This window comes from Bifidobacterium moraviense, assembly GCF_012932365.1.
Lineage (GTDB): Bacteria > Actinomycetota > Actinomycetes > Actinomycetales > Bifidobacteriaceae > Bifidobacterium > Bifidobacterium moraviense.
The window spans coordinates 84562-109131 of the sequence record NZ_JAAIIH010000002.1; the positions used below are offsets into that span (position 1 = coordinate 84562).

16 protein-coding genes are annotated in these 24570 nt (G+C 67.4%); 7 read left to right on the forward strand and 9 right to left on the reverse strand.

What is annotated here, in order from left to right; all coding sequences use genetic code 11:
• Window positions 1-106 precede the first annotated feature (106 nt).
• Both G1C96_RS03680 and G1C96_RS03685 read left to right on the forward strand, forming a co-directional pair.
• Window positions 107-1480, forward strand: a complete 1374-nt coding sequence (locus G1C96_RS03680; RefSeq protein ID WP_169275306.1) for a phosphotransferase — start codon at window positions 107-109, stop codon at window positions 1478-1480.
• Between the two features lie 119 nt (window positions 1481-1599).
• Window positions 1600-1830, forward strand: a complete 231-nt coding sequence (locus G1C96_RS03685; protein WP_169275307.1) for a DUF3107 domain-containing protein — start codon at window positions 1600-1602, stop codon at window positions 1828-1830.
• 115 nt (window positions 1831-1945) lie between these two features.
• Here the strand turns inward: G1C96_RS03685 and G1C96_RS03690 are convergent, their stop codons facing one another.
• Window positions 1946-2842 carry a PHP domain-containing protein gene (locus tag G1C96_RS03690; protein ID WP_169275308.1) on the reverse strand — a complete coding sequence of 299 codons (897 nt, stop codon included), beginning with the start codon at window positions 2840-2842 and terminating at the stop codon, window positions 1946-1948.
• 94 nt (window positions 2843-2936) lie between these two features.
• On the opposite strand from G1C96_RS03690, the gene G1C96_RS03695 reads away from it, so the two are divergent.
• The 4 genes from G1C96_RS03695 to G1C96_RS03710 all read left to right on the forward strand — a co-directional run bounded on the left by G1C96_RS03695 (window position 2937) and on the right by G1C96_RS03710 (window position 7156).
• On the forward strand, window positions 2937-3632 hold the full coding sequence (locus G1C96_RS03695; protein WP_169275309.1) for a vitamin K epoxide reductase family protein: 696 nt from the start codon (window positions 2937-2939) through the stop codon (window positions 3630-3632).
• A 243-nt stretch (window positions 3633-3875) separates the two neighbouring features.
• Window positions 3876-4784, forward strand: a complete 909-nt coding sequence (gene dapF, locus G1C96_RS03700) for a diaminopimelate epimerase (protein WP_169275310.1) — start codon at window positions 3876-3878, stop codon at window positions 4782-4784.
• 65 nt (window positions 4785-4849) lie between these two features.
• Window positions 4850-5632 (forward strand): glutamate racemase, encoded by a 783-nt coding sequence (gene murI, locus G1C96_RS03705; RefSeq protein WP_169275311.1) that lies wholly within the window; start codon window positions 4850-4852, stop codon window positions 5630-5632.
• Between the two features lie 654 nt (window positions 5633-6286).
• Window positions 6287-7156, forward strand: coding sequence for a patatin-like phospholipase family protein (locus tag G1C96_RS03710; protein WP_169275365.1), 870 nt, complete (start codon window positions 6287-6289; stop codon window positions 7154-7156).
• A 303-nt stretch (window positions 7157-7459) separates the two neighbouring features.
• On the opposite strand, the gene G1C96_RS03715 is transcribed toward G1C96_RS03710, so the two are convergent.
• The 3 genes from G1C96_RS03715 to G1C96_RS03725 form a co-directional block, all read right to left on the reverse strand.
• Complete coding sequence (locus G1C96_RS03715) at window positions 7460-8362, reverse strand: SPFH domain-containing protein (RefSeq protein ID WP_169275312.1); 903 nt, start codon at window positions 8360-8362, stop codon at window positions 7460-7462.
• 127 nt (window positions 8363-8489) lie between these two features.
• Entirely contained in the window at window positions 8490-9782 is a 1293-nt protein-coding gene (locus G1C96_RS03720; protein WP_169275313.1) for an O-acetylhomoserine aminocarboxypropyltransferase/cysteine synthase family protein, read from the reverse strand.
• Between the two features lie 42 nt (window positions 9783-9824).
• Window positions 9825-11090 (reverse strand): trans-sulfuration enzyme family protein, encoded by a 1266-nt coding sequence (locus G1C96_RS03725; RefSeq protein ID WP_169275314.1) that lies wholly within the window; start codon window positions 11088-11090, stop codon window positions 9825-9827.
• A 133-nt stretch (window positions 11091-11223) separates the two neighbouring features.
• On the opposite strand from G1C96_RS03725, the gene G1C96_RS03730 reads away from it, so the two are divergent.
• Window positions 11224-11883, forward strand: a complete 660-nt coding sequence (locus G1C96_RS03730; RefSeq protein ID WP_169275315.1) for an alpha/beta hydrolase — start codon at window positions 11224-11226, stop codon at window positions 11881-11883.
• A gap of 112 nt (window positions 11884-11995) precedes the next feature.
• Here G1C96_RS03730 and G1C96_RS03735 read toward each other — a convergent pair whose 3' ends face one another.
• The 5 genes from G1C96_RS03735 to G1C96_RS03755 all read right to left on the reverse strand — a co-directional run bounded on the left by G1C96_RS03735 (window position 11996) and on the right by G1C96_RS03755 (window position 24326).
• Entirely contained in the window at window positions 11996-13972 is a 1977-nt protein-coding gene (locus G1C96_RS03735) for an ABC transporter ATP-binding protein (protein WP_240945093.1), read from the reverse strand.
• An 86-nt stretch (window positions 13973-14058) separates the two neighbouring features.
• Complete coding sequence (locus G1C96_RS03740) at window positions 14059-16053, reverse strand: ABC transporter ATP-binding protein (RefSeq protein WP_169275317.1); 1995 nt, start codon at window positions 16051-16053, stop codon at window positions 14059-14061.
• On the reverse strand, window positions 16050-16577 hold the full coding sequence (locus G1C96_RS03745; RefSeq protein ID WP_169275318.1) for a MarR family winged helix-turn-helix transcriptional regulator: 528 nt from the start codon (window positions 16575-16577) through the stop codon (window positions 16050-16052). Before G1C96_RS03745 ends, G1C96_RS03740 begins: the two co-directional genes overlap by 4 nt.
• A 721-nt stretch (window positions 16578-17298) precedes the next feature.
• Window positions 17299-18570, reverse strand: coding sequence for a glutamate-cysteine ligase family protein (locus tag G1C96_RS03750; protein WP_169275319.1), 1272 nt, complete (start codon window positions 18568-18570; stop codon window positions 17299-17301).
• A gap of 545 nt (window positions 18571-19115) precedes the next feature.
• Window positions 19116-24326 carry an acyl-CoA dehydratase activase-related protein gene (locus G1C96_RS03755; RefSeq protein WP_169275320.1) on the reverse strand — a complete coding sequence of 1737 codons (5211 nt, stop codon included), beginning with the start codon at window positions 24324-24326 and terminating at the stop codon, window positions 19116-19118.
• Window positions 24327-24570: the final 244 nt, after the last annotated feature.

Consider the following 24570-nt stretch of genomic DNA (forward strand, 5'->3'; position numbering starts at 1 on the left):
CGTCGGTCCGTGCGCCCGTTCATGTGCCCGTCCATGCGTCCGTCCATGCGTCCGTGCGTTCCGCGTCCCGCCCGAGTCGGACGCGCGCGTGTATTACTGTGGAAACGTGACGTTTTCTAGCTACTACACACTCGCCGCGCTGGCCTCCGCCGCCGCCCCCGGACTCACCGTGACCGGGGTGCGCGACGGCGCGGGAACCGGCGACGCCGACGCCGCGCTCGGCATCCGCAACGCCGTCATCCAGGACGGCACCGGTCACCTGTACGACGTGGTCGCCGCCGACGGCGACAAGGCCCGCACGCTGCTCAAGCGCCGCGTGAAGGCCGCGCGCACGCTGGCGGAGGCCAAGGAGCCCGCGGGGCTGAGCTTCGGCATCGAACGCGTGCTCAAGTTCGTCGCCGGCGACGAGGAGCACAGTCCGACCGGCGGCACGGCGCTGCTCATCATGCAGCACGTCGAAGGCGTCGCCAAGCCGCTGGAGACGCTCACCACGGACGAGTGCTCGTCCGTGGGCACCGCCATCGGCGCCATCCACCGCCTGCGCGGCACGTTCCTGACCGACGCGAAGTACCCCTCGTACTCCACCGAGCAGATCCACGCCCAGCTCATCGCCTGGATCGCACGGCTCAAGCAGGCCGGGCACGTCCCGCCGGAGATCACCTCCAGCTGGTCGCGCGTGGTGGAGACGGAGGGCCTGTGGGACTTCGCCACCTGCCCGGTGCACGGCGGGTTCGACGACGGCGACCTGCTGTTCTCCGGCTCCGGCCTGACGGCCGTCCACCACTGGCAGAGCATGCAGATCAACGATCCGGCGCGCGATCTGGCCTGGATCTTCGGCAAGCTGGACGAGACGCACCGCAACGCCGTCATCGCCGCGTACGGGCGCATGATGGGCTCGCGGCTCGACGACCTGATCATGCTGCGCGCCAACCTGTGGCTGCAGATGGAGCAGGTGGGCGACTTCATCGACGCCATCGACCGCGCGGACAACGCCCGCATCATCCAGTTCAAGGCGCAGGTGGAGCGGCTCGCGCATCAGCTCGCGATGCTCTCCGCCGACTCGGCACCGCGCCGCGATCCCGGCGCGGCACGCGGCAACGGACAGTCGTCGTCCACGATCACCGTCGGCACGCTGCTGGGCGACGCCCCGGCACGCGGCGCGGCGCGTCCCGCCCCCGCACCGGAGACCGCCGTGGGCATGCGCTCCGCCACGCGCACCACGGTCCCGCTGCGGGGCGCCTACGACGACATCCGGCCGAACACGCCGCGCGTGCCCACCATGCCCGACGTGCCGGTGGCGAACGTGGTGCATCTCGACGGGGACGCCGCGGGGACGATGGGAGCGACGGGCGCGATCGGCAGGACGGGCGCGGCGGCGAAGGCCTCCGGCGACGCGGAGACCGTGGTGATCCCGGCGCAGTCCGGCGGCGGGGACGCGAAGCCGGACGACATGGCCACCGTGACGCTGCACCGCCCCTGACGGACCTAAGCGCACGGCGTAAGCGCGTCGCCCGATCCGTGCCGCGCGGAACAATGGAACGCGATACGGCAAACGCACAACAACGCACAACACGTACAACAAGGAATGCGAGGAACAACATGGATATCGAACTGGGCGTCCAGAACGTGGCCCGTCCCGTCACCTTCAGCACCGAGGCGAGCGCCGACGAGGTGGGCGCGGTGATCGCCGACGCCGTGGCCTCCGGCAAGGTGATCGATCTGACGGACGACAAGGGCCGCCGCATCGTGGTGCCGGCCGCCGCGCTCGGCTACGCGATCATCGGCTCCGAGACCAAGCACGCCGTGGGATTCGGCGCGCTCGACGCCTGAGTCGCGGAAGGCCGCGGCAGCGGGTCGCAGGGCCTGCGGACACTCCGGATACTCCGGATACGAAAACGGCCGGGATCCTCATCTTGCGGTGAGGATCCCGGCCGTTTTCGCGTGCTCAGGCGCTGCGTCCTCCGACCAGCGTGATGGCGCCGCGGTCGACGATCTCGCGCACGGTGGCGTCGTCGGTGAGGTTCTCCCCCAGACGGTTGGGCTTGCCCTTGCCGTGCCAGTCGGAGCCGCCCGTGACCAGCAGCCCGCGGCGACGGCAGATGCCGAGCAGACGGCGGCGCTGCTCGGACGGGTTGTCGCGGTGCCACACCTCGAGGCCGTCGAGCCCGTCGTCGATGAGATCCTCGATCTGCCGGTCGCTCAGCAGCACCGGGTTGCGGTTGAGGCCGCCCGCGTGCGCGATGAGGATCACGCCGCCCGCCGCGCCCACCGCGTGCACCACCTCATGCGTGGATGGCGAGGGCGTGGGGATGTAGTACCTGCTCGTGGCGGACACCGCGTCGGCGAACGCCTCGGAACGGTTCGCGTACACGCCGGCGGACACCAGCGCGTCGGCGATGTGCGGGCGGCCGATGGTGGTGCGCCCGCCCTCGCGCACCTGCGCCTGCACGTCCTCCCAGGTGATCGGGAAGTCGCGGCTCAGCAGCTCCACCATCGCCTTGGTGCGCTCCAGACGCGCGGCGCGCGTGGAGGCGAACAGCTGCGCGATGGTCTGCGAACGCGGGTCGTACTGGTAGGCGAGCATGTGCACGCTCACCCGGCCGTCCTCCGCGGTGATCTCGGTGCCGCGCACCAGCGGCAGGCCGAATTCGAGGGCGGCGGCCTCGGCCTCCTCCCATCCGGAGGTGGTGTCGTGGTCGGTGATCGCCACGCCGTGCAGGCCGAGCTCGGCGGCGCGGGCGATCATCGTGCGCGGCGTTTCGGTGCCATCGGAGAACGCCGTGTGGCAGTGCAGGTCCCAGCCGCTGCGCGGGGGTTCAAGTCGTTCGACGTCACGAGTCATATCACCATCGTAAGCTGTAACCGGCCGACGGCGCGCACCGCGCGCATCGCACGGCCTTTCCGCGTATCCGTTCATCCGTGCAGGGGGCTTTGTCATGACCGATTCCGCGAACGATCCCGCGAACGATCCCGTCGCAGAGGACGTCCCGTCCGCATCCGCGCGTCCGGCGCAGGCGTCCGCGCCGACCGGCTTCCGTCACGGCGCCGTGTGGACGTATCTGGTGATGCTGCTCGCCTCCGCGGCGGCGCTCGTGGTCTCGCTCGTGCTGTCCGCGGAGACGCTGGTGATGGCGCGCAACCCCGGCGTGAAACTCGGCTGCGACGTCAACGGCGTGGTCTCGTGCTCCACGGTGGCGCAGGCCTGGCAGTCGGAGATCATCAAGTTCGCGGGGATGAGCTTCCCGAACGCGTTCTTCGGCATCGCCGCCGAATCCGTGTTCGTCACCGTGGCCGTGATCGGCATGGCACGAGTGACCGTGCCGCGCTGGTTCGCGCTGTGCACGTGGCTGGGCGGTCTGGCCGCCCTCGCCTACGCCTACTGGCTGTTCTCGCAGTCCATGTACGTGATCCACGCCCTGTGCCCGTGGTGTCTGGGACTCATGTTCGCCACCACCGTGCAGTTCATGGCGCTCAGCCACGCGTCCGTGACCGTGCAGCGGCTGCCGCGCGGCGGCGCCCTTCGCGCGCTCGACAAGTACTACCGTCTGGGATTCGATCTCATGGCGGACGCGCTGTGGATCGTGATCCTCGTGGCGCTCATCCTGCTGCAGTACGGCGCCGTGCTGTTCTGAATCGCTCCGTGAGACGGGTTCGCGGCGGGTTCGCGGCGGGTTCGGGCGTCCGGCGCGCATCCGCCCGAACGCATTTCCGAGTCCTGCATGCCCGGTCGGTTCCTCGCCGGTCAACGATGCCTCCAAAACGGCGGAACGACGGCGACGACTATCCGGCGCACCGGCGTTCGGGCATGCAGAACTCGGAAAAAGGCGCGCGACGGCCGCGGGATCCGGTTCATCGCCCGCGCTAGGATGCAAGCCATGAGCATTCCGCAGCAGATCACCAAGACCCACGCCACCGGCAACGACTTCGTCGTCTACGCCGATCCGGACGGTGCCTACGAACCGACGCCCGACGAGGTGCGGTTCCTGTGCGACCGTCACTTCGGCGTGGGCGCGGACGGCCTGATCCGCCTCGCGCACCCCGCGGACGTGTCCGACCTCACGCCGGAGCAGGTGCTGGCGTGCGAGGACGGCGGCGCCGCATGGTTCATGGACTACCGCAACGCGGACGGATCGCTGGCGGAGATGTGCGGCAACGGCACGCGCGCCGTCACGCTGTTCGCGCAGAGCCTGGGTCTCGCGCCGAAGCCCGACGAGGGCGCGTTCCGTCTGGGCACGCGCGCGGGCGTCAAGACGCTCACCCCGCTCGGCGCCGTTGAGGGGCTTGGTCGCGACGTGTTCCGCGTGGAGATCGGCGCATGGCGCATCGGCGAGATCGGCGAATACGAGGTGACGATCCCCGGCACCGCGGGATCCGCGCGCGGCACGTTCGTGGACATGGGCAACCCGCACGTGGTGGCGGTGCTGCAGGACGGCATCGCGACGCTGCCGGCGGTGGAGGATCTGGACCTCGCCGTCAAGCCGCAGGTGCTGCCGGTCATCGAGTCCGACCAGAACGTGGAGTTCGTGCGCGTGGACGGCACGGACGAGGAGACCGGCGAAGGACGCGCCACGATGCGCGTCAACGAGCGCGGCTGCGGCGAGACGCTCTCATGCGGCACCGGACTGTGCGCCACCGGCGTGACGCTGCGGGCGCTGACCGGCATCGGCCACTGGACCATCCGCGTGCGCGGCGGCGTGCTGCGCGTGGACGTGACCGACCGTGACGTGACGCTCACCGGCGCGGCGACGATCGTGGGCCGCGTGACGCTGGAACCGCGCGGCTGAACGCGCCGGACGCGCATCACGTCGCATCACGGCATTGGGAACGAACGGGAACGGGAGGTTCTGACATGGCATCCACGGCTCCGGTCGGCGTCTTCGACTCCGGGCTCGGCGGCATCTCCGTCGTGAGGCAGATCGTGAGGGACATGCCGCACGAGCATGTGCTGTACTTCGGCGACTCGGCCAACGCGCCCTACGGCATCAAGACGCCGGAGCAGGTGCGCGAGCTGAGCCTCGCCATCGCCGAGCGATTCGTGCGCCAAGGCGTCAAGGCCATCGTGGTCGCCTGCAACACGGCCACGTCGGCGGCCGTGAACGACCTGCGCGAACGCTACGACATCCCGATCATCGGCATGGAACCGGCGCTCAAGGTGGCCTGCGACGCCGGCCACGGCACGCGGCAGCGCGTCATCGTGGCCGCCACGCCGCTGACGCTGCGCGAACGCAAGTTCGCCGCGCTCATGGACCGGTTCAAGGAGCAGCACACCATCTACCGCGAACCGTGCCCCGACCTGGTGGAGATCGTGGAGTCCGGGCGGCTGGGAGACCACGATCTGGTGATGCGCACGCTGCACGGCTACTTCGACCGCTACGATCTGGACGCCATCGACTCCGTGGTGCTCGGCTGCACGCACTTCGTGTTCTACCGCGACTACTTCCGCGAGCTGCTGCCGCCCACCGCCGCGATCATCGACGGCAACGAGGGCACCGTGCGCCATCTGGGCGTGGTGCTCGAATCGCTGGGGCGTCTGGCCCCCGACGACGCCGTCGGAGGCGTGGAGCTCGCCAATTCCGATCCGTCGCCGCGCATCGCCGCGCTGTCGCGCGAGCTGCTCGCCTACGGGCGCTGAGTGCGCGGCGCTGTGCCGCAACGTGCTTGCTGTAGTGCGCCGCACTGTGCCGCGCTACGCCGCACTGCGCTACGCCGAGCTGTGCCGTACTGCATTACGCCGGACTGCACTGCACTGGACTGTGTTGCGCTGCACTAGGCTGAACTGCACCGGATTGCCCAACTTTGCGGGCTCAAAAGGACGAAATCCGCAATTCTAAGCGCCAAACCCCCGCATTCCCGTCCATTTGGCGCTCGGAATCCGGGATTTCGTCCTTTTGAGCCCGGAATGTTGGCGTCGACTCGTGAAGAAGGTGAGAGTGCGGGAGGACGCGGGCGCACAAACGGGGAGAATACGGACGGGGCGGACGCGGACGCACAGACGGACGGACGGGATGCACAGACGAGAAGGGACGCGGGCGCACAGACAGATGCGGTCGGATGCACAGACGGGCGGATGCGCAGAGGGGAGGATGCACAGACGGATGCGGGCTGACGCACAGACGCGCAGGTGGGTGCAGCGCGCAGACGGGAGGATGCGGTGACGTGGGAGCAGACCGGCCGGGGCGCGGTCCGGAACGACACCTCGGCGCCGCGTGACGATCGGACGTCCGCGTTGTCCGCTCAGGGGCGATATGCTCGTCGGAGACGTCATCAGGGAAGGGGAACGGCAATGATGGACGCATCGGCACAGGCAACCACGCATCGGACGGCGCTCATCGACGTGGGCGGCGGCTTCCGCGCGATCTTCGGATGCGGCGTGATGGACCGGCTGCTCGACGACGGCATCGACTTCGACCACTGCTACGGCGTCTCCGCGGGGGCGGCGAACATGACGTCGTACATCGCGCGACAGCCCGGCCGCAACCACAAGTTCTACACCGAGTACGCGTTCCGCAAGGAGTACGCCAGCCCGGAGGCGTTCTTCAGGTACCACAACTTCGCGAACCTCGACTACATCTACGGCACGCTCTCCAACCACGACGGCGAATACCCGGTGGACTTCGAGGCGTTCGAGGCGAATCCGACCGGCTTCACGGTGGTGGCGTGCAACGCGGAGGACGGCAGCACCAAGTACTTCGACAAGTCGCGCATCCGCTACGACGACTTCGACGTGGTCAAGGCGTCCAGCGCGGTGCCGGTGGCGTGCGAGCCGTACGTGGTGGACGGGGTGCCGTACTACGACGGCGGCATCGCGGATCCGATCCCGGTGCAGAAGGCCCTGGACGACGGCTACGACCGCGTGGTGGTGATCCTCACGCGTCTGAAGGACGTGCTGCGCGAACAGAGGAAGGACGTGGCCCCGGCGCGCATCCTGCGCCACCGCTACCCTGCCGCCGCCGAGCGCCTGCTGGAGCGGTACCGGACGTACAACGACGAGGTGGCGCTGGCCAAGAAATACGAGGCGGACGGCCGCGTGCTCATCCTCGCCCCGGACGACCTGTGCGGACTGAGCACGCTGAGCAAGAGCTTCGAAGGACTGGAGCGCATGTACCGCAAGGGATATGCGGCGGCTGCCGCGATCCCCGCGTTCCTGGCACGGTGAGGCGGTCGCCCGTCGGCCCGGGCGCAGAACAACGGCTTCTTCCTTGTCATCCCCGAGCGAGGCGGGTCCCCTCCCCTGCCATCCGGGGCGAGGCGGGTCTTCTCCCCTCGTCATCCTGAGCGAGGCGCAGCCGAGTCGAAGGATCTCTGACACCCCGCGCGCGAATACCTGCGCACAAGGTCAAGGATCCTTCGACTCCGGGCTTCGCCCTCCGCTCAGGATGACGGGGAAAGAAGAAGCGCCCCACTCTCAGGGGACGAAAAAGGGGCCGCCCGAAATCGGGAGACCCCCATCGCCGTCATCTCACTGCTGCGGCTTGGTCTCGCCTGCGGTGAGCATGGCCTTGGTGACCTGCTCGTACAGGTCGGAGTAGCCGCCGGGCGTGCTGGACGGCAGCACCACGGTCTTGGCGTTCTTCGACTCGGCGAGCGAACGCATCACGTCGAGGTACTGGTTGAACAGCACCACGTTGTTCACGTCGGCGATGTTCATGCCCACGGCCTGCAGGCTCTTGATCTGGTCGACGATGCCGTTGGCGATCTCGCGGCGGTAGTTGGCCTGGCCCTCGCCCTGCAGGCGGGTCTTCTCGGCGTCGGCCTGCGCCTGCGTCTCGATCTGGATGCGGTTGGCCTCGGCGCGCTGGCGCGTGGCCTCCTTCTCGCGCTGGGCGGCGTTGATGGAGTCCATCGCGTTCTTGACCTGCGGACTCGGGTCGATGGCGGTGATCAGCGTCTTGACCACGGTGAAGCCGAAGCGGCTCATCTCGTTGCCCACGGTCTTCTGCACGTCGAAGGCGACGTCGTCCTTGCGGGCGAACGCGTCGTCGAGGCTCAGCGCCGGGATGGCGGAGCGCAGCGCGTCCTCCATGTAGCTCCTGAGCTGGCCCGCCGGGTCGCGCAGCTCGTAGTACGCGGTGGCCACGTCGTTGGGGTTGACGCGGAACTGCGTGGACGCGACGACCGTGACGAACACGTTGTCGAGCGTCTTGGTCTCCAGCTGCACGTTGAGCTGGTTGACGCGCATGTTGGTCTTCATGGCGATGCGGTCCACGAACGGGATCTTGGCGTGGATGCCGGCGAACTGCACCGTCTTGTACTTGCCGAATCGCTCGATGATGTATGCCTGCTGCTGCGGAACGATGAAGATCGATGCGATGAGCAGCAGAATCACCAGCACCGCAACGACCGCCAGAATGATCAGGCCCATGAGAGCCCCCTTCTTTGCTACGCCGGACCTCCCTCGGTTCGGCTGGTAGTGCCCATCCTATCAACCGGGCGGTATGGGCGGCGGTCCGCATCATGAGACCCGCGGGTCTCAGAGGACCGCGCGAGGCTCAGTAGGCGCCGGCGATGGCTTGGTCGAGGTCGGCGATCAGGTCGTCCGCGTCCTCGAGGCCGATGGACAGGCGGATGAGGTTGTCGGTCACGCCGGCGGCCACGCGCGCCGCGGCCGGCACCTCGCGGTGCGTGATGTGCGCCGGGTCCACGATGAGCGATCGGGCGTCGCCGATGTTGGGCACGTAGGAGAACAGGCGCGTCCCGTCGAGGATGCGGCGCACGTTCTCGGCGCTGCCGTCCACGAGGAACGAGAGGATCTGCCCCACGCCGCGCGGGAAATACCGCCCCACGAGCGCGAACTGGGGCGTGTTGCCCAATCCCGAATAGTTGACCTTGATCACGTGCGGCGTGCGCGTGAGGTGCTCGGCGACGCGCCGGGCCGTCTCCACCTGCCGTGCCACGCGCTGCGGCAGCGTCTCCAGCCCCACGAGCGTGAGGTACGCGTTGAACGGGCTCGCCACGGCGCCGAACGTGCGCAGGTACTTGATGCGGATGCGTTTGATGAACGCCTCGTTGCCGAACTTGCCCGCGAAGCTGTGCCAGACGCCGGCGCGGTCGTCGCTGATGACCTGCTGGCGCGCAGTGAACTGAGGGAAGCGTCCGTTGGCCCAGTCAAAGCGTCCGCCGTCGATGATCGCACCGCCGATCGCGTTGCCGTGGCCGGTGATGCCCTTGGTGGTGGAGTGCACCACCACGTCGGCGCCGAATGCGATGGGGTTGAGCAGGTAGGGCGTGGGCACGGTGTTGTCCACGATGAGCGCGATGCCGTTGCGGTGCGCCAGATCGGCGAGCGGGGCGATGTCGAGCAACGCGGTGGACGGGTTGGCGACGGTCTCGGCGAAGATCGCGCGCGTGTCCGGGCCGATCTTCGAGGCCACCTCGTCGAGGTCGTTGACGTCGTTCACGAAGTCGGTGTGAATGCCGAACTGCGGCAGGAAGTCGGCGAGCGCGTCTACGGAGGCGCCGTACAGGTCCGACGGGGCGATGATGCGTCCGCCGCCCTCGCCGGCGCACATGAGCGCGTACGTGACCGCGGCCATGCCGGAGCCGACCGCCACCGCGCCGACGCCGCCCTCGAGCGCGGCGAGCCGGCGTTCGAGCGCATCCACGGTGGGGTTGGCCACGCGCGAGTATTCGAAGCCGTCGATCTCGCCGGCGGCCAGGGCGTCACCGCGCTCGGCGTCGCCCAGATCGAACGCCGCGGAGGCGTAGACGGGCGGCACCGCCGCGTTGGCGTTCGCCTGCGGATCGTAGCCCGCGTGCACGGCCCTGGTCGCGAAACTCGTCATGCTCTGTCTTCCCTCGATGTTCCCCTGTGCCGTTCCCCGCGCTCAGACCAGCGCCGCCACACGCGCGTCCGTCTTCGCGGACACGGCGGACACGGCGGGCGCGGCGTCGGACGCGGCGACCTCGGGAACCTCCACGCGGGCGCGACGCGCCTGCTCGAACGCCTGCTCCAGATCCTCGAGCAGGTCCACGGAATCCTCGATGCCCACCGAGAGACGGATGAGCTGGTCGGTGATGCCGATCTTGAGGCGCTCCTCGCGCGGCAGCTCGAAGTGCGTCATGCGACACGGCAGCTCCGCGAGCGACTCCACGGCGCCCAGCGAAACGGCCAGACGGAACACCTTCAGCGAGTCGAGCACCACGGCCGGGTTCACGCCGGGCAGCACCTCGAAGGAGAGCACGCCGCCGAAGCCGCGCAGCTCGCGGGAGGCGAGCGCATAGCCCGGATCGCAGGAGAGCCCGGGATAGTGCACCGCGGCGACGAGCGGATGGCGCCTGAGATAGTTGGCGATCTTCGCGGCGTTCTCCTGCTGGCGGTCCATGCGCAGCGCGAGCGTCTGCAGGCCGCGGCGCACGGCGTCGCATTCGGCGGGCGGCAGCACGCCGCCCAGACGGTTGAGCGCGAAGTACACGCGCCTGCCCAGCTCCTCGTCGCGCACCACGGCGAGACCCGCGACCACGTCGGAGTGGCCGGCGATGTACTTGGTGGCCGAGTGGATCACCACGTCGGCGCCCAGATCGAGCGGCTGCTGCAGGTACGGGGAGACGAACGTGTTGTCCACCACGGCGATGGCACCCACGCGGTGCGCGAGCGCGGAGAGCGCCTTGACGTCGTTCACCTTGAGCAGCGGGTTGGTGAGGGTCTCGAAGTAGACGGCCTTGGCGGGCGCGACGCCGTTCGCCTCGTCCCCCGCCAGCGCCCGCTGGACGGCGTTGAGGTCCTGCGTGTCCACGGGCGTGAAGCGCAGGCCCCACCGGGAGAAGAATTCGTTGATCTGCGAGTAGGTGCCGCCGTAGATGTTGTCGCCCACCACGATGCGGTCGCCGGGCTCGAAGATGCTCAGCACCGCGTGAATGGCCGCGAGTCCGGAGGAGAAGGCGAAGCCGCGCGAACCGTGCTCGAGCTGCGCGATCTGGCGCTCGAGGAAGTCGCGCGTGGGGTTGCCGCTGCGGGCGTAGTCCCAACGGGGCATGGCGCCGACCGATTCGAAGGCATAGGTCGAAGAATTGTAGATGGGCGGATTCACGGCACCGGTGTTGTTGTCGTCTCCCGGCAGTCCGTGGACCAGCTGAGTGTTGAATCTCGTCATTGCGCACCTCCTCGGTTCGGGCGTGTTCGTGTGCTTGCAGGACAACAACCTACCGGGTGGCGGCGGACGGGGCACGGGCTAGACTGGGCTGCGGACGAGCGATCCGACGGAACGATGCGGAAGGGGTACGACGATGGCGCGACTCGAGGTCACGACGGCGATCACGCAGCTGAGGGGGCCGGCGAGCCGGCCGGTCTTCGTGCTGCTGCACGGGTGGGGGTCCAACGAGCATGATCTGCCCGATCTGCTGCGCTATTGCGCGCCCGGCGCGGACTTTGCGAGCCTGCGCGCGCCGATCGCCTACGGCATGGGCTACACGTGGTTCGGATCGTGGGCGCACGAAGGCGTGCCGGAGGGCGCGTCGCTGGATGAGCAGGCGCGCGACGCGGGCGAGGCGGTGAACCGCTGGGTGGCGGCGAACATTCCCGCCGACCGTGCGGTGATCCCCATGGGATTCTCGCAGGGCGGCCTGCTGGCGGCGCATCTGCTGCGACTGGATCCTGGGCGCTACCGCGCGGCCGTGAGCTTCTCCGGCTGGCTGGCGCCGGGCGCGGTCGACCCGGGCGACGCGACGCTGGCGGCGAGCAGGCCGCCGGTGTTCTACGGCCACGGCGGCGCAGACACGATCTTCCCGCCCGAGGAGGTGGCGGCGATGGGCGCGTTCTGGCGCGAACACGGCACGCTCACTGAGAAGGTCTACCCCGGCATGGAGCATTCGATCTGCATGGACGAGATGCGCGACGTGGCCGCGTTCCTCCAGTCGATCGGCGCAGCGGCGCCGCAGTTCTGGTGACGGATGCCGCCAGGCTTCTGAACGCGATTCGGCCCGTCGGCATGGCAAGCACCATGTCGACGGGCCGAATCGTCTGTGCGCAGCAGACGACTGACTGGCAGTCGAAGACCGTCTACTCCAGCTCTACAGCTCCGGTGTAGAGCTGGTAATACTCGCCGCGCTGCGCGATGAGCTCGTCGTGCGAGCCGCGCTCGATGATGCGGCCGTGGTCGAGCACCATGATCACGTCGGAGTTGCGCACGGTGGACAGGCGGTGCGCGATGACGAACACCGTGCGTCCCTTCATCAGCGCATCCATGCCGGCCTGCACGACCTCCTCGGTGCGCGTGTCGATCGACGACGTCGCCTCGTCGAGGATCAGCGCGGGCGGATCGGCCACGGCGGCGCGCGCGATCGAGATGAGCTGGCGCTGGCCCTGCGACAGGCCGGAGCCGTCGCCCTCGAGCACCGTGTCATAGCCGTCCGGCAGCATGCGGATGAAGCCGTCCGCGTTCACCAGCTTCGCGGCGCGGATGCACTCCTCGTCGGTCGCGTCGAGCTTGCCGTAGCGGATGTTGTCCATCACCGTGCCGGTGAACAGGTTCACGTCCTGCAGTACCACGCCGAGCGATCGACGCAGGTCCGGCTTGCGGATGCCCGCCACGGAAATGCCGTCGTAGAGGATCTGGCCCTGCTGGATGTCGTAGAAGCGGTTGATGAGGTTCGTCACCGTGGTCTTGCCGGCGCCGGTCGCGCCCACGAGGGCGATCTTCTGGCCGGGCTTGGCGAACCACGTGATGTCGTGCAGCACCGGCTTGGCCGGATCGTAGCCGAACGTCACGTCGGTGAAGCGCACGTCGCCGCGCAGCAGCGTCAGACGCCCGTCCGGCGAAGTGATCGCCTGCTCCTTGGCCTTGACGGCCACCTCGCGGGCCTGGCCTTCGAGCTTCTCCGCGGCCTTGAGCGAACGAGTGCCGTCGTCGCCGGCCTCGCGCTTCCACGCCCAGTGGCCGGTCACGCGATCCGTCTCGGTCATGGTGCGGCCGTCGGAAGCGAGCTCCACGTTCACCAGCGTGACCGTGCCGCCGTCGGACTCCACCGGCTCGTCCATGAGTGCGAAGATGCGCGACGCGCCGGCGAGCGCCATCATCACCATGTTGAACTGCATGGAGACCTGGCCGATCGGGTTGATGTACGAGCGCGACAGCGTGAGCAGCGAGACCAGCGTGCCGAGCGTGAGCGGACCGAAGCCGGACAGGCCGAAGTTGCCCACGCCGGAAAGCGCCATCGCGCCGCCGACGATCGCCAGCAGGATGTAGAGCACGTAGCCCATGTTGCCCACGATCGGCATGGTGACGTTGCCCCACGTGTTCGCCTCGGCGGACGCCTGGAACAGCTCCTCGTTCTTCTCGTCGAACGTCTTCTGGGTGGCGTCCTCGTGGTTGAAGACCTTGATGACCTTCTGGCCGTTGACGGACTCCTCCACGAACGCGTTCACGTCGCCCAGCCAGTGCTGCTGCTTGACGAAGTAGCGGCCGGCGCGGGAGACGACCTTGCGCATGATGACGAACAGCAGCACGGTGAACAGCAGCACGAACAGCGTGATCGGCACCGAGAGCCACAGCATCGAGATGACCGCGGCGACCACGGAGATCATCGAGGAGAACATCTGCGGGAACGACTGCGAGATGGCCTGGCGCAGGGTGTCGGTGTCGTTGGTGTAGCGGCTCATGATGTCGCCGTGCTCGTTGGTGTCGAAGTAGCGGATCGGCAGCCGCTGCTGATGGGCGAACATGTCGTCGCGGATCTTCTTGAGCACGCCCTGCTCCACGGTGACGATGATCCACTGCCACGCCCAGCTGGCGATGATGCCGGCCGCGTACAGGCAGCCCATGAGCGTCAGGGCCCGGATGAGCGGCGCCCAGTCGGGATTCGCGACGCCCACCATCGGCAGAATGTACGAGTCGATGAGCGACTGGAGGAACAGCGCGGAGCCGGCTTGCGCGGCGGCGCCGACGAGGATGCACGCCACGATGGCGATCACGCGCCACCGGTACTGCATGATGTATCCGAAGATGCGCTTGGTGGTGCCGGGCGCGGCCTTGGCCATGCCGGGCTTGCGCTTGCCGAAGCTGGCGCCGGGTTTGCCGGACTGCTCGGGCTTGCCGTGCTGTTCGGGTTTGGTGGTGGTTGCCATTATCGTGCACCTCCTTCGATGCTGGGGACCCCCTCAGTCGGCGTTGCCGACAGCTCCCCCTGCGAGGGGGAGCCAAGGGCGAGTTCAGGACGCGATGCTGCCGACAACTCCTCCTGCGAGGGGGAGCCGAGCGAACTGCTGACCAGAGCACGGGCCTCGGCCTGTGCCTCGGCTTCGATCGCCGCCGGCCTGCCCTGGTTCTTGGTCTGGGATTCGTAGATGGAGCGGTATTCGTCGCAGGTCTTCAGCAGCTCCTCGTGCGTGCCGCGCGCCATGATGCGGCCCTCGTCCATGACGAGGATCATGTCCGCGTCCTGCACGGAGGCGAGACGCTGGGCGATGATGATCTTCGTGGTGTCTGGGATCTCGTCGCGGAACGCCTGACGGATGAGCTGATCGGTCTTGGTGTCCACGGCGCTGGTGGAATCGTCGAGGATGAGGATCCTCGGCTTCTTCAGCAGCGCGCGGGCGATGCACAGACGCTGGCGCTGGCCGCCGGACACGTTGGTGCCGCCCTGCTCGATCATCGTGTAGTACTTGTCGGGGAACTCCTGCACGAAGCCGTCGGCCTGCGCGAGACGCGCGGCGTGGCGGATCTCCTCGTCCGTGGCGTCCGGGTTGCCCCAGCGCAGGTTCTCGGCGATGGTGCCGGAGAACAGCACGTTCTTCTGCAGCACCATGGCCACCTGATCGCGCAGCGCCTCCAGATCGTAGTCGCGCACGTCGCGCCCGCCCACCTTGAGCGAGCCGGAGGACACGTCGTACAGGCGCGGGATCAGCTGGACGAGGCTCGACTTCGCGGAGCCGGTGCCGCCCACCACGCCCACGGTCATGCCGGAGCGGATGTCGAGATTGACGTCGTCGAGCACGGGCTTCTCGGAGCTGTCGGAATAGCGGAACGTCACGTCGCGGAACTCGATGGAGCCGTCCGCCACGTCGGAAACCGGATGCTCGGGGTTCGTCACGGTACTCTTCTCCTGCAGCACCTGGCAGACGCGCTCGGCGGACGCCTGCGAGATGATCACCATGACGAAGATCATCGAGAGCATCATCATGGCCATGAGGATCTGCATCGCATACGTCACCAGGGCGGTCAGGTCGCCGGTGGTGAGTCCCACGGCCGGGTCGTTGCCCGAGGCGACGATCTGGTTGGCGCCCATCCACGAGATCATGAGCATCGAGCCGTAGATGCAGACCATCATGATCGGCATGTTGAGGCTCATGATGCGGTCGGCCTTCGAGAAGTCCCTGAAGATGCGCTGCGAGATGCGGCCGAACTTGTCGATCTCGAAGTCCTCGCGGTCGAACGACTTGACCACGCGCATGCCCTGCAGGTTCTCGTCCACCACGTTGTTGAGCTTGTCGTACGTGCGGAACACGCGCTTGAACACCGGGTGGACCAGCACGGCGAGTCCGCACAGGCCGATGCCGAGGATCGGGATGCAGGCGAGGAACACCAGCGAGATGGACGGGCTGATGCGGAACGAGAAGATCCACGCGACCACGACCATGATCGGGGCGCGCACGCCCATGCGGATCATCATCGAGTACGCCATCTGCAGGTTCGTCACGTCGGTGGTGAGGCGCGTGATGATCGAGCCGGTGGAGAACCGGTCGATGTTGGTGAAGCTGAACGCCTGCATCCGCTCGAACTGATCGTGGCGCAGGTTCTTGGCGAAGCCGGCGCCGGCGATGGCCGAATAGCGGCCGGCCATGAAGCCGCAGGCGAGCGACACCATGGCGCAGGCCAGCAGGATCAGACCGAACTTGACGATGGCGGGCATGGACCCGCCGGTGATGCCCTCGTCGATGAGCGAGGCCATGACGGTGGGGATGAGAATCTCCAGAATGGCTTCGACGGCGACGAACGCCGGGGCGAGCCAGCTGGCCTTTTTGTATTCGCGCAGGGATGCGCCCAGCGTGCGGATGATGTGCTTCGGACGCGCCGGCTCTTCGGCGGACGCGCGGTCCCTGGCGGTTGCGGTGTCTGTCACTTGCCTTCCTCCTTCATGATGTCCTTCGTTCCGGGTTTCGTTTCGCGCTTCGGCTCGCGATTCGCGTCATGATTCGCCTCGTAGTCGCGCTGCGCGGCGTCGATGTTCGCGCGCATGCGGTGGAGGTAATCATGGAACGCGGCCTTCTCCGCCTCCGTGAAGCCGCGCAGCAGCAGCGTTTCCGTGCGGTCGCCGTTGGCTCTGAGGTCGTTCACGATCGCGTCGGCCTTGCCGGTGAGCACGATGCGCTTGAGACGGGCGTCGTGCGGCACCGGTTCGCGCACGATGAGTCCCTTCTTCTCCATGAGGGCGAGCACGCGCGACGCGGTGGAGCGCGTGACGCAGAACTTCTCCTCGATGGTGTGCTGGTAGATCTCCCTGTCGCGGTTGCGCGCCAGGAAGATGATGATGTGGGCGTTGCCCCCGGTGGCCTCTCTGGCGGATTCGGGCATCGTCTCGCCGAGGTACCGGTTGACGGTCTTGCACAGCGCTTTCATCTCCATGCTGAGGACGTGTTGGTCCACATCGCATCGCCTCCGTCATGACTTGGTTGTATATGCAACTTCTTTCTGCATCAGTGCAGTGTAATACGTCCCACATACAACAGTTGCACATGCAACAATCGGCGTGTCGGAGGTGCCGCGCCGCCAAGGATCCTTCGACTCCGGCTCCGCCTCCGCTCAGGATGACGAAGAGACCCCTGTCATCCCAAGCGAAACGCGCCATCCCCCGTCATCCCGAGCGAAGCGCGGCCTTCTCCCGTCATCCTGAGCGAAGGCCGCAAGGCCGAAGTCGAAGGATCTCTGAACACCCACACGGCGCACCAAAGATCCTTCGACTCCGCTGCGCTCCGCTCAGGATGACAGAAGAAAAAGGCCCCATCCCCAGCCATCGGGGGTGCGGACGAAGACCGTCCTTTCCGGTCATCCTGAGCGAAGCGCGGCCTTCTCCGGTCATCCTGAGCGAAGGCCGAAGGGCGGAGTCGAAGGATCCGTGACACGACACGCACCCCAAGGATCCTTCGACTCCGGCTCCGCCTCCGCTCAGGATGACCGGGGGATGGACCGTTCCCTCACCCAGGACGACCGGAGGAACGGACTGCTCCTCCGCCCAAGACGACCGGGGACGGACCGCGTCCTAACTCGGAACGGCGGAGGAAACCCCATATAGATGACAAATGGGCCCCGTCGCCATGACGGGGCCCGACACGATGTCCGGCGAGGCGAAACCGCCCGTCCGGATCCGCTACGCCTGGAACACGTCGGGATGCTTCGGATCGCCCGGCTCGTCGGCCAGCAGCCCCTCGAGCCCCAGGAACGCGCGCCAGAACTCCAGCGGCTGCCCGTACGGGGTGGCGTCGCGGCCGTGCGCCTGCAGGTTCCACTTAGCCTCGAGCACGTCCTCCTCGCGGATGCCGTCGAAGTAGCTCTCCAGCCGATTGCGGTTGGCCGGCACGTAGAACAAGGACGCGATGATCTCCGTCAGACGCTCCGCGCGCACGATCGGCAGCGAATCCCAGTGGCGCAGCTCGATGAAGTTCTTGAGACGCACGTCGTTGAAGTGCGTGGAGATGATGTGGTTGATCTCGTATGCGTTGAGCTCGCGATCCGGGTACACGTCCGCCGCGTTCTCGTAGAACGCCGGGTGGTGCAGCTCCTTGCCGGACAGTCCCGCGGCCTCCGGGGTGTGGGTGAGGTCGGCGAACATCAGCGGCGTGGACAGCACGTCCACCGCGTAGTCCTCCCAGCCGAAGCGCGGGTCGAACAGGCCGGGGATCACGTTGGTGCGCTGGAAGTCCAGATAGTCCCACATGCGCTGGCGCAGCAGCGGCCACGGGTTCTCGCGACCCTCGAAGTACGGGGTGTTGCGGAAGAACCATGCGAGGATCGGGCCGATCACCGTGCCCAGACGCATCTTCTCGATGGCGTCGCGCTCGTCCACGAAGTCGATGCTCACCTGCGTGGAAGCGGAGCAGCGCATCATGCACGGGCCGAACTGGCCCACACGTCCCAGATAGGCGGTCATGGCGTCGTAGCGGTCCTTGGGATTGACCTTCACGTCCGCGTAGCTCGACTTGGGCTGGTAGCCGTAGTTGACCAGACGGAAGCCCAGATCGTCGAGCACCGGGTCCACGTCCCTGCGGAACGAACGGTACAGGGCGATGAGGTCCTCGGGCTTCCTGAGGATGCCGAGCGAACACTCCACCTGACCGCCCGGCTCGAGGGAAACGGCGATGCCCTCGCGTCCGAGACCCACCAGATGCCCGTTCTCCCAGTACTCCTTCTCCTTGTCGTAGTACGGGGCGATGCGCTTGAGGAGCGTCTCGATGCCGTTCGGCTCGTAGTAGCTCACGGCGGTGTCGTCCGCGTTGTGCACCGGCAGGTGCTCGATCTCCACGCCGAATCCACCGGTGCCGGGCTGCGACTTGCCCTTCTCGAAGAACCTGAGCAGGCTGTCCACGTGCTTGGGGTTCGGTTTGGTCAGAAGATGGGCATAGCTGATCCTTGGTGCGTTCATGCGCTCAGCATAACCGACCCTGACGGGCGATGAGGCGGCAATCCCATACGGAAAATCGATAACGGGTTCACGCGCGGGGATCCCGAGCGGACGGTCCCCATCGGTCATCCTGAGCAGAGCACGTCCTCCCCCGGTCATCCTGAGCGAAGCACGTCCTCCCCCGGTCATCCTGAGCGAAGCGCAGCGGAGTCGAAGGATCTCCGACCAGCAGCATGTCAAGGATCCTTCGACTCCGCCCTTCGGGCTCCGCTCAGGATGACGGGAAGGGAACCGGCGCCGCGCAGGATGACGAAGAGAAGGGATCGGTTGCACATGGGACGGCAAGAAGGAGCAGAAGTCCGGCGATCCCGAGAGAAGCGCCCTCCCCCGGTCATCCTGAGCGAAGCGCAGCGGAGTCGAAGGATCTTTGACATGCCTGCTGGTCAAGGATCCTTCGACTCCGCCCTTCGGGCTCCGCTCAGGATGACGAAAGGAAGGGAACGGGCTCCGCTCAGGATGACGGAGGGAACCGGCGCCGCACAGAATGACAGAGGGAACCGGCGCGCTCAGTCGGCCTTGGTGATGTTCTTCTTCGCAGCAGCGATCATGAGCTTGAGCCTGTTGAGCTGATTCGCCTCGGAAGCGCCCGGATCGTAGTCGATCGACACGATGTTGGCCTCGGGGTACACGCGGCGGATCTTGCCGAACATGCCGCGGCCGGTCACGTGGTTGGGCAGGCAGGCGAACGGCTGCGCGCACACGACGTTCGGCGCGCCGGTCTCGATGAGCTCCACGATCTCGCCGGTGAGCAGCCAGCCTTCGCCGGCCTGCACGCCGATCGACGTGACGGTGGCGGCCTTGTCGCGCAGCTTGTCGACCGGCCACGGCACTTCGAACTTGCCGTGGCTCGCCTCGAACGCCTTGACCATGGGCCTGCGGTACAGGTCGGCGATGCGACGGATCAGATGGTTCATCTTCAGGTTGCCGCCGGTGCCGAGATGGTCCTCGTTCCAGTCGGCCGAGTAGATGCCGTTGAGCATGAAGTCGCAGATGCCGGGCAGCACGGCCTCGCATCCCTGCTCCTCGATGAGGTCGACGACGTGATTGTTGGCGTCGGGATGGTACTTGACGAGGATCTCGCCGACCACGCCCACGCGCGGCTTGCGCGGAATGTCGCGCAGCGGCAGCTTGTCGAACGCTTCGGTCATGCGGCGGATGAGCCTGCCGTACGGCAGATATCCGGGACGGTGGTAGAGCTTCTGATACGTGGCCGACCAGCCGTGATGCTCGATCGTCTCGCGCGTGATCGTGTCCCACACGCGGTACAGGCGGTTCGCCGATCCGGGCTCCGCCTCGTACGGGCGCACGCGCAGCAGCAGCTGCGAAAGGATGTCGCCGAGATAGAACACCTTGACCGCGCGGTGCGCCAGCGCCGGCGTCGCCTTAAAGCCGGGGTTGTCGTTGAAGCCCTGCACCGACAGCGCGATGATCGGCACGTAGTCGTAGCCGGCGTCGGCGAGCGCCTTGCGCAGCAGCGCCAGATAGTTGGTGGCGCGGCACATGCCGCCGGTCTGCGTGATCACGAGCGCGCAGCGATGCGGATCGTACTTGCCGGTGAGGAACGCGTTGACGAGCTGGCCCACCACGATGATGGCCGGGAAGCAGGCGTCGTTGTTCACGTACTTGACGCCGGTTTCGATGTCTTCCTGCGTGGCGTGCGTGAGCAGTTCGAAGTTGTAGTGGCCGGACGTGAACACGCTCTTGAGCAGCGAGAAGTGCACGGGGCTCATCTGCGGGGCGAGCACGGTGTACGTGTGCGCCATTGCCTTGGTGAACGGGTGCAGCGTCTTGTACTTGCTCAGCGACGGCTTGATGTCCGCCGAGGATGCGGGCTTGCGCTTCGCTTCGGCGTCGTCGGACTGCGCGGCGTCGTCGAACGCGGACGCGGGGCAGCCGTGCGACATGACGTCCTCCCGCTTGCCGACCGCGATGCCGGAGCTGGCGGTGGCGTCGTGGCGCGCCACGAATCCGGCGAGCTCGGCGATCGTGGCCTTGGCCTCGTCGAGGCTCACGTGCTCGGACGTCATGCCCTTGGCGACGATGTCTGCGGTGATCGCGTCGAGGTTCGCGCCGGCGCCGGTCTGCGCGGCATCGACCGGAGCGAACTGCCCGGCGAGCGGATGGCGCGGTTTGGCGGACGTGTCGATGATGGCCTGGTCGAACGGCTCGCGGGAGGTCCTCACCCAACCGGTGGTCTTGCCGGCTTCGCGGCCCGAGCCGTCGGGCGCGGAACCGTCGCGCTTGGTGGGCATGGCGGTGACGCCGGCCCCGAGCGCGAGATCGTTCCTGCGGTCGCGCTCCTCCATGGCGGCCTTGAGCGAGCGCAGACGGATCTTCGCGGCGCCGAGGTTCGAGACCTCGTCGATCTTGAGCTGCGTGTACACGTCGCCCTTGTCCGCCAGAATCTCCTGCACCTGATCGGTGGTGATGGCGTCCACGCCGCAGCCGAAGCTCACGAGCTGTACGAGCTGCAGGTTCGGGTATTCGCTCACGAAGCGCGCCGCCTCGTACAGGCGCGAATGGTAGGCCCACTGGTTGAAGACGCGCAGCGGCATCTTGTGGTCGGCGTCGAACGCGGGCACGGTCTTGCGGAACCCGTCGGCCTCGCGGTTGGCCTCGAGCGCGCGCTGCGCCTTGTCGTCGTTCAGGTATTCGGTGATGCGCGGCATGTGGTGCGGGTCGAGCTCGCACACCGAGTCCTCGGAGAGCACCGCCATGCCGAGCGCGCAGATCGTCTCCGGGATGCCGTGGTTGACCTCCGGGTCGATGTGGTACGGGCGGCCGGCGAGCACGACGCCGCGCACGCGGTGCTCCTGCATGTAGGCGAGCGCGCGCAGGCCCTCCTGCTTGACGTCGTTCTTGAACACGGCGTCCTCGCGGTAGGCGGCGGTCACGGCCAGCTCGGCCTCCTCGCGCGTCACGCCGTCGTCGGCGAACACCTCGACGATGCGGTCGACCATCTTGTCCTTGTTGGCAAGGTTGAAGTACGGGCGCATGAACCGCACGCCCTCCGCGGCCAGTTCGGGCATGTTCGCCTCGATGACCACCGGATAGTTGGCCACGATCGGGCAGTTGTAGCGGTTCTGCGTGTCCGGCACGAGCTGCTGCTCGTAGGAGACGCACGGGTAGAAGATGCGCTTGACGCCCTTGGCGACGAGGTCGCGGATGTGCCCGTGCACCAGCTTGGCCGGGTAGCAGATGTTCTCGGAAGCGATGGAGTCCATGCCCTCCTCGAACAGCTTGTGGTCGGACCGGCCGGAGATGATGACGCGGAAGCCGAGGTTGGTCAGCAGCGTGAACCAGAACGGGTAGTCCTCGTACATGTTGAGCACGCGCGGGATGCCGATGTCGCCGCGCGTCGCCTTGGCGGGCGTGAGCCTGCGGTACGCGAACGCGCGCTTGTACTTGAAGTCGTACAGGTTCGGGCGGTCGGAGCGCTTCTTGGTCTTGTCGCCGCCGCGCTCGCAGCGGTTGCCGGTCACGTAGCGCGTGCCGTCCTCGAATTCGGTGATGGTGAGCTTGCAGTGGTTCTGGCACAGCTTGCACACGTCGTGCGTGGTGGTCATGCTCAGATGGTCGAGCGCGTCGCCGGTGAGCATCGTGGACACGGGGTGCGCGGCCTCGGTGCCGGCCGCCGCGTCCGCCTCGGATTCGGCCGGGCAGTGCATGCGCGCGGTGAGCGCGGCGCCGTACGCGCCCATGAGGCCGGCGATGTTGGGCCTGGTGACCTTGCGGCCGGTGAGTAGCTCGAAGGCGCGCAGCACGGCGTCGTTGAGGAACGTGCCGCCCTGCACCACCACCACCGGTCCGAGCGCGTTCGCGTCGCGCAGCTTGATCACCTTGTACAGGGCGTTGCGCACCACGGAGTAGCACAGGCCGGCGGCGATGTCCTCGGGGGACGCGCCTTCCTTCTGCGCCTGCTTGACGGCGGAGTTCATGAACACGGTGCAGCGCGAGCCGAGGTCGGCCGGCGCCTTGGAGGCGAGTGCCTCCTGCGTGAACTGCTGGATCGTGAGTCCCAGGGACTGCGCGAACGTCTGCAGGAACGAGCCGCAGCCGGACGAGCAGGCCTCGTTGACGCAGATCGAGTCGATGACGCCGTCGTTGACGTCCATGTACTTCATGTCCTGACCGCCGATGTCGATGACGGCGGTGACGCCGGGGCTGATCTCCTCGGCGGCGCGGTAGTGGGCCATGGTCTCCACCACGCCTTCGTCGATGTGCAGGCCTGCGGTGATGAGGCCTTCGCCGTAGCCGGTGGCGCAGGCGCGCGCGATGTACGCGCCGTCGGGCATGGCGGCCGTGATGGCCCTGACGATGTCCGCGGCGGCGAGCAGCGGGTTCTCCTTGTGCGTGGCGTAGGAGGACCACACGATGGTCTTGTCGTCGTTGATGAGCGTGGCCTTGATGGTGGTGGAGCCGGCGTCGATGCCCAGGAAGTGCGGGCCGTGCGCACCGTCGAGGTTGCCGACGGCGATCTTCTGCCTGGCGTGGCGCTCGTCGAATTCGCGGCGCTCGTCGTCGTTGAGGAACAGCGGGCGGATGGTGCGCGCGGTGTTCGGACGGTTCTTGAGCGAGTCGAGGGCGTCGAGCACGCCGTCGAGCGTGGACAGGTCGAAGTGTCCCTGCGTTTCCACTTCGGACAGCGTCTGCGAGGCTTCGTTGGCGAAGTGCAGCGGGTCGGCTGCGGCGGCGGCGCTGGCGGCATGCTGCGCGTCGGCGTCGCGCGATGCGGCGGCGGATGCGTCGTCGGCCGCGTCGTCGCCGTGGCGCCTGACCTTGAGCGTGGCGAGGCCGTCCTTCATGTCTTCGAGCATGCAGAATGCGGGGCCGAACGGATCGTTGACGTCCTCCGAAAGCGGGTTGCCTTCGACGCCGGCGGTGCGTTCCACGGTCGCCTTGGAGCTTTCGCCGGCTTCCAGCGCGGCGCCGTACGCCACGTACAGGTGCGCGTTCTCCGGCACGATGTATTCGCTCGCCTTGCCTTCGAGGATGCGCTTGAACGCCTCACGCAGCTCGGACATGAAGAACAGCGGGCCGCCGAGGAACACGATGTTGCCCTTGACGGGGCGTCCGCAGGCGAGGCCGGCGATGGTCTGCGTGGCCACGGCCTGGAAGATCGACGCGGCGAGGTCCTCCTTGTCGGCGCCGTCGTTGATGAGCGGCTGCAGGTCGGACTTGGCGAACACGCCGCAGCGCGACGCGATCGGATAGAGCGTCTTGTACTGCTTGGCCAGTTCGTTGAGGCCGGGGGCGTCGGTGTTGAGCAGCGTGGCCATCTGGTCGATGAACGCGCCGGTGCCGCCTGCGCACGAGCCGTTCATGCGCTGCTCGGGCACGGGCTTGAGGTACGTGATCTTGGCGTCCTCGCCGCCGAGCTCGATGATGACGTCGGCGTCCGGGTAGGTGACGTTGATGGCGTCGGTCTCGGCGATGACCTCCTGGATGAACTCGCAGCCGAGCTGGTTGGCGAGCTCCAGACCGCCGGAGCCGGTGATCGCGAAGCGGATCGGACGATGCTCCATGCCCTTGGCGGCGAGCGTGGCCTTCACGTCCGTCAGCAGGTCGGCGGTGGCCTTGCGCACGTTGGCGTGGTGGCGCCGGTAGTCGGAGAACAGCGCGTCCTCGAGCCTGTCGGAGTCGCCGAGCACCACGGCCTTGACCGTGGTGGAGCCGATGTCCAGTCCCACGCGCAGCGTATCCGTCGCTTCACCCATTGCTTTACCTCAATCGTCTCGTCCTCCGGGTGGGCCCCGCCCCTTGCGGCATTGACGGCGCGCACGCGGGTGCGCACGACCCCTGAGCCCGGCTGCTCACTACGAGCTAACTTAGTCTGAAGCCCGCCCAGCACCTGCGGGACGCCGTGTGATTTAGCCGACAAAGAACAGCGAAACCCGACATCGCGCGCCGGCCTGACGGATATCCGGGCCTCCGGAGCCGGGTCGCCCGGCGCGGTCGGAG